The following is a 10661-nucleotide window of genomic DNA, read 5'->3' on the forward strand; positions in this document are numbered from 1 at the left end:
GCATTGAACACGATAGCTCGCTAACTATTTTTACCCGTCAGGCAAGCTTGGCGCTGTAGCCCTCTTCCGTGATCAGGCTGATCACTTGCTCTGCGCACAGGCGGCTTTCGACGCCGACCTCCTTTGCCGCCAGGTCGACCTTTACGCTGGCCGCCGGGTCCTGGCTATGCACCGCCTGGGTCACCGCCCGAACGCAATGGCCGCAGGTCATTCCTTCAACGCTGAATACTTGCATGACATGACTCCTTTGATGAGGTTGGGCCCAGTCTCGACCTTGCCACGATGGCAAGGTCAAGTTCTGAAAACTTCTGCCGGGCTGGTATTTGGCGGCTTCAAAGGCCAAGCTTCACCCCTCTTCGATTCAAACCACGGAGCATTCGCCATGCGCTGGTCTTTTTTTGCCCTTGCCGGCCTGATGAGCTTGTCTGCCGCTGCGCCCCAGGCCGTTGCCGCGGAAGACTATGCGGTGCTGATTATTTCCCGGGAGCGCCTGGAAGTGCCGACCAACTGCGAGATCGGCCTGTACCTGAATGATCAACTGGCGGGCCGGTTGTTCCAGGAGCAAGCCACGTCGTTCAACCTGCCGGCGGGCAACCTGTCGTTGCGCTTGAAACTGCTACCGGGCCAATCCCCAGGGTGCCTGCCGGGCCTGCTCGCGCCACCCGCGCAAAACATCACGCTCAAGGCCGGTGACGTGCGCAAATTGCGTATCGCCCAAGGCGCGGACGGCATGTACCTCAAATCTGCCGCACTGGAATATTAACGGCGCTTGACCTTCCCCACAGGTCAAGGTTGATCCTAAGGGCAACTTCTCCTGGAGGACTGCCCCATGAATGGATCCACCACCTTTGACCTGCCCATCAGCGGCATGACCTGCGCCAGCTGTGCCGGCCGGGTCGAGCGCGCGCTGGGCAAAGTGCCGGGGGTGCAAAGCGTCAGCGTCAACCTGGCCAACGAACGTGCCCATGTTGAAGTGCTTGGCCAAATGGACGCCAGCGTGCTGATCGCCGCCGTCGACAAGGCCGGCTACAGCGCCACCCTGCCCCAAAGCGAAACGGCCACCGAAGCCAATCAAGCCCAGCGCCTGCATCGCGAGCGTTGGGCGTTGCTGCTGGCGATCCTGCTGGCACTGCCGTTGGTGCTGCCCATGCTGGTGGAACCTTTCGGCCTGCACTGGATGCTGCCCGCCTGGGGACAGTTCGCGCTCGCCACACCGGTGCAATTCATCTTTGGCGCACGCTTCTACATCGCTGCCTGGAAAGCCGCGCGGGCCGGCGCTGGCAATATGGACCTGCTGGTGGCCATCGGCACCAGCGCCGGTTACGGCCTGAGCATTTATGAATGGCTCACGGCTCACCCAGGCATGACGCCGCACCTGTACTTCGAAGCTTCGGCGGTGGTGATCGCGCTGGTGCTGCTGGGTAAATACCTGGAGAGCCGCGCCAAACGCCAGACCGCCAGCGCCATCCGCGCCCTGGAAGCCCTGCGTCCCGAACGGGCGATTCGGGTGCTCGACGGTCGCGAAGAAGACGTCGCCATCACCGCGTTGAAGCTCAATGACCTGGTGCTGGTCAAACCCGGCGAACGCTTCCCGGTGGATGGCGAAGTGGTGGACGGTCAAAGCCATGCCGATGAAGCCTTGATCAGCGGCGAAAGCCTGCCGGTGCCCAAGCAGCCCGGCGACAACGTCACCGGCGGCGCCATCAACGGTGAAGGCCGCCTGTTGGTGCGCACGCTGGCGCTCGGCGCCGAAAGCGTGCTGGCGCGGATCATCCGCCTGGTGGAAGACGCACAAGCCGCCAAGGCCCCGATCCAGAAACTGGTGGATAAAGTCAGCCAGGTGTTCGTCCCTGCCGTGCTGGTGTTGGCCTCTGTCACCTTGGTCGGCTGGTGGCTGTATGGCGCGTCCCTGGAGACCGCGATCATCAATGCCGTAGCGGTGCTGGTGATCGCCTGCCCGTGCGCCCTGGGCCTGGCCACTCCCACCGCGATCATGGCCGGTACAGGCGTCGCTGCACGCCACGGCATCCTGATCAAGGACGCCGAAGCCCTGGAACGCGCCCATGAAGTCAGCGCCGTGGTCTTTGACAAGACCGGCACCCTCACCTCCGGCACGCCGAAAATCGCCCACTTGGCGGCAGTGGATGGCAATGGAACGCTGCTGCTGCAACAAGCCGGCGCGTTGCAACGCGGCAGCGAACACCCGTTGGCCAAGGCCGTGCTGGATGCGTGCCATGAACAAGGCTTGAACGTGGCCGACGTGAGCGCCAGCCAATCCCTGACCGGGCGCGGTATCGCCGGCACTCTTGAGGGGCAACCGCTGGCCTTGGGCAATCGTCGGCTGCTGGAAGAAAGCGGCTTGCGCATGGGCGACCTTGCCGACTCCGCCAAGGCGTGGGAAGCCGAGGGGCGTACCTTGTCCTGGTTGATAGAGCAAGGTGCGCAACCGCGTGTGCTGGGGCTGTTCGCGTTTGGCGATACCCTCAAGCCCGGTGCGCTGGAGGCTGTGCAGCAACTCAAGGCCCAGCACATCAGCAGTCATTTGCTCACCGGTGACAATCGCGGCAGCGCCCGCGTGGTCGCCGAGGCTCTGGGCATCGATGATGTGCATGCCGAAGTGCTGCCCGCCTACAAAGCCGCCGCCGTCGCCGAACTGAAGAAAACCGACGTCGTCGCGATGGTCGGCGACGGCATCAACGACGCCCCGGCCCTCGCCGCCGCCGATATCGGCATCGCCATGGGCGGTGGTACCGACGTGGCCATGCACGCGGCCGGTATCACCCTGATGCGCGGCGATCCGCGCCTGGTGCCGGCCGCGCTGGAGATCAGCCGCAAGACCTACGCAAAAATCCGCCAGAACCTGTTCTGGGCCTTTGTGTATAACTTGATTGGCATTCCTCTGGCAGCGTTCGGCCTGCTCAACCCGGTACTGGCCGGCGCGGCGATGGCCCTGTCGAGCGTCAGTGTGGTGAGTAATGCCTTGCTGTTGAAGACTTGGAAACCGGAGCACTTGGAGGATCAACGCCCATGAACATAGGCCAAGCCGCACGCCAGACCGGGCTCAGCGCCAAGATGATTCGCTATTACGAATCCATCGGCCTGCTCAAAGCCGCCCACCGCACCGACAGTGGCTATCGTGTGTACGGCCAGGATGACTTGCACACCCTGGCGTTTATCAAGCGTTCGCGGGATTTGGGGTTTTCATTGGAGGAGGTCGGCAAGTTGCTGACCCTGTGGCAGGACCGGCAACGCGCCAGCGCCGACGTGAAGGCGCTGGCGCGCCAACATATCGAAGCGCTGAACCAGAAAATTCTGGAGTTGGGGCAACTGCGCGATACGTTGCAGGATCTGGTGGAGCACTGCCAGGGCGATCATCGGCCGGATTGTCCGATACTCAAGGAGTTGGCGTCGGGTAGTTGCTGCGCCGGCTGATTCATCTGACGGAACACAAACCGAATGTGGGCTTGTGTGGGAGCCGGGCTTGCCCGCGATGCAGACACCTCGGTATGTCAGTCACACCGAGTTGATGCTATCGCAGGCAAGCCAGCTCCCACACAAGCCCCACATTGGATCGCAGTTGCTCTGACTACTGCATCCACGGCGGCGGCGGTGGCTCGTCCGACACTTTGCTCTGCGGCTCATCATCCGCCGCGCGAATCGCCTGACGACGTTCATCATCCAGCCGCGCCGCTTCGATTTCGCGGATCACGCCGCCCACGTCCGCCAACTCTTCCGGCTCGTCGAACTCGCCAGTCAAGGTGCTGGCCGGGTGCAAGGTGCCGGCTTCGTACAGCGCCCACATTTCCTTGGCGTACTTGGTCGTCTTCAACTCCGGGGCATAGCGACCGAAGTAGGACGCCATGTTGCCCACGTCCCGCTCCAGCATGCTGAACGCGTGGTTGTTGCCCGCCGCATCCACCGCCTGGGGCAGGTCGATGATCACCGGGCCGGTTGGCGTCAGCAGTACGTTGAACTCGGACAAGTCACCGTGCACCAGGCCGGTACACAACATCAGCACGATCTGCGAGATCAGGAAGGCGTGGTATTCGCGCGCCTGGTCCGGATCCAGCGTGACGTCGTTGAGACGTGGCGCGGCGTCGCCATACTCGTCGGCCACCAGTTCCATCAACAGCACGCCTTCCAGGAAGTCGTAAGGCTTGGGCACGCGAACGCCCGCGCCGGCCAAGCGGAACAACGCCGCCACTTCGGCATTCTGCCAGGCATCTTCGGTTTCTTTCTTGCCGAACTTGGAGCCCTTGGCCATGGCCCGGGCCTGGCGGCTGTTACGGACCTTACGGCCTTCCTGGTATTCGGACGCTTGACGAAAACTTCGTTTGTTCGCCTCCTTGTAAACCTTGGCGCAACGCAATTCGTTGCCGCAGCGCACCACATAAACAGCTGCTTCTTTACCACTCATGAGTGGGCGCAGCACTTCGTCGACCAGACCGTCTTCGATCAGGGGTTCAATGCGTTTAGGAGTCTTCATCAGCTTTTATTGTGGGTCCTGTATTACCAAACACGCGTGTGGCACTCGTTATACGGCAATCGGCTCGCCGGTGGGAGAGGCTACCGACCTCTGACCCCTTCAGAATGCATCCTATATGCCAATTTGCGGCGCAATCAACGCTCGATGATCGCCGTCACGCCTTGACCGCCGGCGGCACAGATCGAAATCAGGCCACGCCCCTTACCTGCTGCGTCGAGCAACTTGGCCAGATTGGCGACGATACGCCCACCTGTGGCGGCAAACGGATGTCCGGCGGCCAGGGAACTGCCTTTTACATTAAGCCGGCTGCGGTCGATGGACCCCAACGGCGCGTCAAGCCCAAGGCGCGTCTTGCAATAGTCCGCATCTTCCCAGGCCTTGAGTGTGCACAAAACCTGGGCAGCGAAGGCTTCGTGGATCTCGTAGTAATCGAAGTCTTGCAGCGTCAGGCCATTCCTCGCCAGCAGCCGCGGCACGGCATATACCGGCGCCATCAGCAGGCCTTCGGCGCCGTTGACGAAATCCACCGCCGCCGCTTCACCATCGCGCAGATACGCCAGGATCGGCAAACCGCGCTCTTGGGCCCAGGCTTCACTGCCCAGCAGCACCAGCGACGCGCCGTCCGTGAGGGGCGTGGAGTTGCCGGCAGTCAGCGTGCCCTTTTCGCTGCGTTCGAAGGCGGGTTTAAGCGCGGCGAGTTTTTCCAGGGTCAGGTCGGGGCGCAGGTTGTTGTCGCGGGTCAGGCCCAGGAACGGTGTGAGTAGATCGTTGTGCCAGCCTTCAGCGTAGGCGGCCGCCATTTTCTGGTGGCTTTCCAGGGCCAACTGGTCCTGTTCGGCGCGGGGAATCTGCCACGTCTGCGCCATCAATTCGCAATGTTGGCCCATGGACAGGCCTGTGCGCGGCTCGCCATTACGTGGCAGTTCGGGCTTGAGGTGATGGGGACGAAGTTGTAACAGGACTTTTAATTTATCCGCCATGGATTTGCTGCGGTTGGCTTGCAGCAGAATCTTGCGCAGGCCCTCATTTACACCGATGGGCGCATCGGAAGTGGTGTCCACCCCGCCGGCAATCGCGCATTCGATCTGGCCCAGGGCAATCTTGTTGGCCACCAGTAATGCGGCTTCCAGCCCGGTGCCGCAGGCCTGTTGAATGTCATAGGCCGGTGTCTGCGGCGACAAGCGCGAGCCCAGCACACATTCGCGGGTGAGGTTGAAGTCGCGCGAATGCTTGAGCACCGCGCCCGCCGCCACTTCGCCCATGCGCAGGCCGTGCAGGTTGTAGCGTTCGATCAGGCCTTCCAGCGCAGCCGTCAGCATCGCCTGGTTGCTCGCGGTGGCATACGGGCCATTGGAGCGAGCGAAAGGAATGCGGTTACCGCCAATGATCGCTACACGGCGCAATTGAGTCATGGAAAGCTCCCTGATGGTTGTGGGTGGAATCATCAAGCCTAGCCTAGGCTCAATCGAACGACTGCCACCCCGGGGTGGTCAACCCTTTGAACCCCAGCCTTCGGAGAGCGTTCCATGTCTGACCGTTATATCGACTTCGCCAACTCAAGCCTCGGCCATCGCCTGGTCGCCGCCATTGGCCTGCCGTCACCGGTACGCCTGGAACGCTGGCAAGCCGGGCGCCTGCGTCCGGTCGAAGGCGCGTTGCTGCTGGGCGGTGGAGCACTGGCAACCAACGTGCAGGCGTTTGCGCACAAACTCACCGACGCTATCTACACCTACGGCAGCGAGACCTCGACGTGGATTCCCGGCCATGGCCCCAAACTCAAGGCCGTGGTATTCGATGCCAGCGATCTGCAGCACACCGACACCCTCAAGCAACTGCGCGAGTTCTTCCAGCCGTTGCTGAAAAACCTGGATAACAGCGCCCACGTGGTGATCCTCGGCCGCGCGCCGGAGAGCCTCCGCGATCCTTTCGCCGCCAGCGCCCAGCGTGCCCTGGAAGGTTTCAGCCGCTCGTTGGCCAAAGAGTTGCGCAATGGCGGCGTGTTGCAATTGCTCTACGTCGGCGAGGGTGCCGAAGACCAACTGGAAGGCGCGCTGCGCTTTTTCCTCTCGCCGAAAAGTGCGTATATCTCCGGCCAGGTGATTCGCCTGCAAGCCTGCGCCACACCCGTTGAGGATTGGACGCGACCACTGGCCGGGCGCAAAGCGCTGGTCACCGGCGCCGCCCGAGGCATTGGCGCGTCCATCGCTGAAACCCTGGCCCGCGACGGCGCCGAGGTCATCCTGCTCGACGTGCCGCAGGCCAAGGCCGACCTAGAAGCCCTGGCCGCGCGCCTGGGCGCCCGCACCGTGGTGCTGGATATCTGCGCCGAAGGCGCCGCCAGCCAATTGATCGAACAACTGCCCGATGGCCTCGACATTCTGGTGCACAACGCCGGTATCACCCGCGATAAAACCCTGGCGAATATGACCCCGGAATACTGGGACGCGGTGCTGGCAGTCAACCTTAACGCACCGCAAGTATTGACCAAGGCTCTGCTCGACAGCGGCACCCTGCACGACAACGCCCGCGTGGTGCTGCTGGCATCGATCAGCGGCATCGCCGGTAACCGTGGGCAAACCAACTATGCCGCGAGCAAGGCCGGGTTGATCGGCCTCGCGCAAGCCTGGGCGCCACTGCTCAAGGAACGCGGCATCACCATTAATGCCGTGGCCCCCGGTTTTATCGAAACCCAGATGACGGCGCATATTCCGTTCGCGCTGCGTGAGGCCGGGCGGCGCATGAGTTCGCTGGGCCAGGGTGGCTTGCCGCAAGACGTCGCCGAAGCGGTGGCCTGGCTTGGCCAACCGGGTTCCGGTGCGGTCAGCGGGCAAGCGCTGCGGGTGTGTGGGCAAAGTCTCCTGGGAGCATAGGCATGCAATGGAAGACATTAGGCGCTACACCGTTTCTGCCGCCGCTGTATTGGCGCGCAGCGCTCAAGCGCAAGATTACCGGTAGCACCCTGCCCGAACAGGGGTTGCGCTGTCGGGTGAGCATCGACCCTAACCATGTGGAGGCGTATCGCAAAGTCTGTGGTTTTACCGACAGCCCGATTCTGCCGGCGACTTATCCGCATATCCTGGCGTTTGGTTTGCAGATGCAGTTGCTGACGGACAGCAACTTTCCCTTCCCACTGCTGGGGTTGATTCACCTGAATAATCGCATCCGCATTCACCGTCCTCTCGGCGGCGTCAGCGAGCTGTCCATCAGCGTGCACACCCAGAACCTCAAGCCCCATCCCAAAGGCGCGACCTTTGAATTAGTGACCAGCGTCGAGGACTCCCTCGGCCTGCTCTGGGAAGCTGAGAGCCGCATGCTGTGCCGAGGCGTGAAACTGGAAGGTCACGCAGAGGAACACGCCGAGCCTTGCCCGACCCAGGTCAATGAACTGACCCGCTGGAAAGCCCCTGCCGACATCGGCCGCCGTTATGCGCGGGTCTCCGGCGACTACAACCCGATTCACCTCAGCGCCCTGACCGCCAAGCTGTTTGGCTTCCCCCAGGCCATCGCTCATGGGTTATGGAACAAGGCGCGCACCCTCGCCGCCCTCAGCGAACACCTGCCCGCCGCCAATATCGAGATAGACGTCGAGTTCAAGAAACCCGTGCGCCTGCCCGGTGATGTGACGTTATTAGCCAGCGCCGCCGGTTCCAGCGGTGAGTGGTGGTTGAAAGGCGCTGGCGACATTGAACACATGGTAGGTAAATGGCGACCGATCACCTGAAACACACTGATTAATTGTATATACACACCTTAAGTATTAGCGGGCTTTTCAAGTCCGCTTTTTTATTCAACTCATTGATTTCAAAAACATATATATCTTTATACACCCTCCCTCTACACCCTTGGCATTAGTCGCTTAACCGGTACATTGCTGCGGTATATAAATCATTAATACCCAGTAGATAATTGAGAGAGAGCACCGCCGGGGCTGTTATAGCCACACGGACAAACGCATCGCTGTCCCAAGACATAGCGAGCGTTTGAAGACAACTAAGGTTGTACAGGTGCAAGGAACTCAATCATGAACACTCAAATCGTGTTTTGGAAAGCAAGTACCGCGCTGGCCCTGGCAGTAGCACTGGCACTGGCACTCGGCGGCTGCAGCGGTGGGGCTGCGCTTTGGCAGCGCCAAGTGCTACAACATCGCGCTGGAAGTCGCCAAGCCGATGTCCGACGTAGCGCTGGACAGCTTCGATCGGCGGCCGCGCTACTCGTTAAGCTTCGGCTATCAGCTCTGACTTTAGTGAGCATTGGGAAGGGGAAACAAGTTGTTCAACGTGTCGATCAGCCGCACCAGGTAGATCGGCTTGCGGAACAGGTCCAGCACGTGCAGCCGCAGCATGTCGCTCACATCATCCATTTCGGCGTGGCCCGACATCACAATCACGGGCAGATGAGAACGTGAGGTGTGTTCGCGCAGGCGCTTGATCAAGGAAATGCCACTTTCCTCGGGCATACGCAGGTCGGTGATGACCAGGGCGATGTCGGGATGGAGTGTCAATTCTTGCAGGGCGAAGGTGACGGAGTTGGCGGTTAAACAGACAAACCCCTCGTTTTCGAGGGACTCGGCGAGTTCGATCAGGGCGTCCTCTTCATCATCTACCAAAAGAATTTGTTGGCGGGAAGAAGAGGCGGCGCTCATGGCTGTACCTGGATAGAAAGAACTTTAATGAGGGTTCCCCACATTTTTCAGCAGGCTATCAAGTCGTCATTTTAGTCGCGACGCTATCAAAGATGGACTTGATCTTAGTTCCAAGTCCTGTACCTGCACCGACGATCACCAGTGCAACCATGGCCACGATAATCGCGTATTCAATACCCGACGCGCCGTCTTTGCGTTGAAAAAACAAGTGCGTCTGGACATAAAGTTTCAACACCAAGTCAAGGAACATAATACTTCTCCCTAAAACGCCACTGAAAGCCGGAAGGGCTCTATTACCAGATGATCGCGGCGTGCCACTAAAGCATTGTCAACAAACCTCAGACTCACAACTGTAAGAACGGATTAATCACAAAGTATTAGTCGCAACGTTGGCGCCATGAACGTAGGGTTTAAAAGGCAAGGTTCAAAGGACCGATAAATTTTTCCTGGGTTAATGGCTTTTTGTCCTAGCTGAGCTACCTTCAAATAGCCAATTCGTTAGATGTTCATCACAGCCAGGTTGCGGATTAACTCGTTTGGATTAGACGGGCATGCAGTGCAACGGGAAGGGAGAGCCGTCATGAACAGTCGCATCAGCATGGTCCTGGCCGGCTTGTTGCTGATCGGGGCATTGTTCGCCGGGTACTGGGGGCTTGTTTTGAGCCGCGCACCGGATCCTGTCGCAGTCCCCACCGCACCTGTCGTTTCCGTGGAAAACACCGCCGCCGCCGCTGAAGACCAGACCCGCCAACCGGTAGTGGTCCTGGTGCATGACGTGCCCGCCTTTATTCCGCTGACCGCCGCCGACCTGGCGGTGGAAAAACTGCGTACAGTGCCCGCCGGCAGCCTCACCCAGCTCGACCAGGCCATCGGCCGCATGCCGCTGCGCGCCCTGGGCGCAGGCATCTGGCTCACCGAGGACAGCTTCAGCGGCGGTGGCCCGCTGGCGCGCATGATTCGTCCCAACGAACGCGCGCTGGCCGTCGCGGTGGATGAGGTGATCGGCGCGGGCGGCCAGTTGACCCCCGGGGATTACGTGGATGTGTTGCTGTTCCTGCGCCAGGATGCCAGCAACACCGAGCAATCGGCCCAGGTCGCACTTCCGGCGATGCGCCTACTCAGTGTCGGCGACCAGTTGGGTTTGGCCAACGATGGCCAGCCCGCAGTGCCACCGCCGGCCACGGTCGAAGAGCGCGCCCAAGCCGCCCAACGCCGCGCCGCCGCACGCACCGTGGTGCTGGCCGTGCCGGAGCCTTTATTAAGCCGCCTGATGCTCGCGGCGCAAGCCGGCACCTTGCGCCTGGCCGTACGCAGCGCCGAGGAGCAACTGCTCAGCCGCTACTGGGCCGGCGAAAACGACGCGCCGGAAAAACTCGAAAGCGCCAACCGCGACCTTTACCAATTCACCCAATTAGCCCTGACCGGCCCGCCAAAAAGAATCGCGCCGGCCGGTGGTGAGCCTAGCGTGCGCCGTGGCATTGAAGTGATTCGCGGTGCCCAAGCGGCGCCACAAACTCCGTGATAGAGCAAGGA

12 protein-coding genes are annotated in these 10661 nt (G+C 61.1%); 7 read left to right on the top strand and 5 right to left on the bottom strand.

Features of this window, described 5'->3' with window-relative positions; translation table 11 throughout:
- Positions 1-37: 37 nt before the first annotated feature.
- On the bottom strand, positions 38-235 hold the full coding sequence (locus tag AACY44_RS02300) for a heavy-metal-associated domain-containing protein (RefSeq protein WP_339415801.1): 198 nt from the start codon (positions 233-235) through the stop codon (positions 38-40).
- 147 nt (positions 236-382) lie between these two features.
- On the opposite strand from AACY44_RS02300, the gene AACY44_RS02305 reads away from it, so the two are divergent.
- From AACY44_RS02305 to cueR, 3 genes are all read left to right on the top strand, one after another.
- A complete protein-coding gene (locus AACY44_RS02305) occupies positions 383-763 on the top strand; it encodes a hypothetical protein (RefSeq protein WP_339529739.1) in 381 nt (126 codons plus the stop codon).
- A gap of 66 nt (positions 764-829) precedes the next feature.
- Entirely contained in the window at positions 830-3031 is a 2202-nt protein-coding gene (locus AACY44_RS02310; RefSeq protein ID WP_339529741.1) for a heavy metal translocating P-type ATPase, read from the top strand.
- On the top strand, positions 3028-3432 hold the full coding sequence (gene cueR / locus AACY44_RS02315; protein WP_339415796.1) for a Cu(I)-responsive transcriptional regulator: 405 nt from the start codon (positions 3028-3030) through the stop codon (positions 3430-3432). The genes AACY44_RS02310 and cueR overlap by 4 nt, the downstream gene beginning before the upstream one ends.
- Before the next feature lie 154 nt (positions 3433-3586).
- On the opposite strand, the gene AACY44_RS02320 is transcribed toward cueR, so the two are convergent.
- Together AACY44_RS02320 and AACY44_RS02325 are read right to left on the bottom strand one after the other, a co-directional pair.
- Positions 3587-4486, bottom strand: coding sequence for a PA4780 family RIO1-like protein kinase (locus tag AACY44_RS02320; RefSeq protein ID WP_339415794.1), 900 nt, complete (start codon positions 4484-4486; stop codon positions 3587-3589).
- Positions 4487-4620: 134 nt separating this feature from the next.
- Positions 4621-5898 carry an acetyl-CoA C-acetyltransferase gene (locus AACY44_RS02325; protein ID WP_339415792.1) on the bottom strand — a complete coding sequence of 426 codons (1278 nt, stop codon included), beginning with the start codon at positions 5896-5898 and terminating at the stop codon, positions 4621-4623.
- Between the two features lie 114 nt (positions 5899-6012).
- Between AACY44_RS02325 and AACY44_RS02330 the strand changes: the two genes are divergently transcribed.
- From AACY44_RS02330 to AACY44_RS02340, 3 genes are all read left to right on the top strand, one after another.
- Positions 6013-7356, top strand: coding sequence for a 3-oxoacyl-ACP reductase (locus AACY44_RS02330; RefSeq protein WP_339493283.1), 1344 nt, complete (start codon positions 6013-6015; stop codon positions 7354-7356).
- A gap of 2 nt (positions 7357-7358) precedes the next feature.
- Entirely contained in the window at positions 7359-8207 is an 849-nt protein-coding gene (locus AACY44_RS02335) for a MaoC family dehydratase (protein ID WP_339529742.1), read from the top strand.
- Positions 8208-8592: 385 nt separating this feature from the next.
- The gene (locus AACY44_RS02340) at positions 8593-8724 is read left to right on the top strand and encodes a hypothetical protein (protein ID WP_339415789.1); all 132 of its coding nucleotides are present in this window, start codon (positions 8593-8595) and stop codon (positions 8722-8724) included.
- Positions 8725-8726: 2 nt separating this feature from the next.
- Here the strand turns inward: AACY44_RS02340 and AACY44_RS02345 are convergent, their stop codons facing one another.
- A complete protein-coding gene (locus AACY44_RS02345; RefSeq protein WP_339415788.1) occupies positions 8727-9128 on the bottom strand; it encodes a response regulator in 402 nt (133 codons plus the stop codon).
- Positions 9129-9186: 58 nt separating this feature from the next.
- Positions 9187-9378, bottom strand: a complete 192-nt coding sequence (locus AACY44_RS02350; protein ID WP_339427218.1) for a Flp family type IVb pilin — start codon at positions 9376-9378, stop codon at positions 9187-9189.
- A 330-nt stretch (positions 9379-9708) separates the two neighbouring features.
- Here AACY44_RS02350 and cpaB point away from each other — a divergent pair, with 330 nt between their 5' ends.
- Positions 9709-10650 (top strand): Flp pilus assembly protein CpaB, encoded by a 942-nt coding sequence (gene cpaB / locus AACY44_RS02355; RefSeq protein WP_339415786.1) that lies wholly within the window; start codon positions 9709-9711, stop codon positions 10648-10650.
- The last annotated feature ends 11 nt before the right edge of the window (positions 10651-10661 follow it).

It is taken from the genome of Pseudomonas sp. RA_15y_Pfl1_P11, assembly GCF_963970975.1.
In the GTDB taxonomy this organism is placed as follows: Bacteria; Pseudomonadota; Gammaproteobacteria; order Pseudomonadales; family Pseudomonadaceae; genus Aquipseudomonas; species Aquipseudomonas tritici.

Excerpts from the sequence above, each read along its gene's own strand:
- AACY44_RS02325 (WP_339415792.1), bottom strand. The coding sequence starts at position 5,898 with ATGACTCAATTGCGCCGTGTAGCGATCATTGGCGGTAACCGCATTCCT.
- AACY44_RS02320 (WP_339415794.1), bottom strand. The coding sequence starts at position 4,486 with ATGAAGACTCCTAAACGCATTGAACCCCTGATCGAAGACGGTCTGGTC.
- AACY44_RS02345 (WP_339415788.1), bottom strand. The coding sequence starts at position 9,128 with ATGAGCGCCGCCTCTTCTTCCCGCCAACAAATTCTTTTGGTAGATGAT.
- AACY44_RS02335 (WP_339529742.1), top strand. The coding sequence starts at position 7,359 with ATGCAATGGAAGACATTAGGCGCTACACCGTTTCTGCCGCCGCTGTAT.
- cueR (WP_339415796.1), top strand. The coding sequence starts at position 3,028 with ATGAACATAGGCCAAGCCGCACGCCAGACCGGGCTCAGCGCCAAGATG.
- AACY44_RS02350 (WP_339427218.1), bottom strand. The coding sequence starts at position 9,378 with ATGTTCCTTGACTTGGTGTTGAAACTTTATGTCCAGACGCACTTGTTT.
- AACY44_RS02305 (WP_339529739.1), top strand. The coding sequence starts at position 383 with ATGCGCTGGTCTTTTTTTGCCCTTGCCGGCCTGATGAGCTTGTCTGCC.
- cpaB (WP_339415786.1), top strand. The coding sequence starts at position 9,709 with ATGAACAGTCGCATCAGCATGGTCCTGGCCGGCTTGTTGCTGATCGGG.
- AACY44_RS02330 (WP_339493283.1), top strand. The coding sequence starts at position 6,013 with ATGTCTGACCGTTATATCGACTTCGCCAACTCAAGCCTCGGCCATCGC.
- AACY44_RS02300 (WP_339415801.1), bottom strand. The coding sequence starts at position 235 with ATGCAAGTATTCAGCGTTGAAGGAATGACCTGCGGCCATTGCGTTCGG.
- AACY44_RS02310 (WP_339529741.1), top strand. The coding sequence starts at position 830 with ATGAATGGATCCACCACCTTTGACCTGCCCATCAGCGGCATGACCTGC.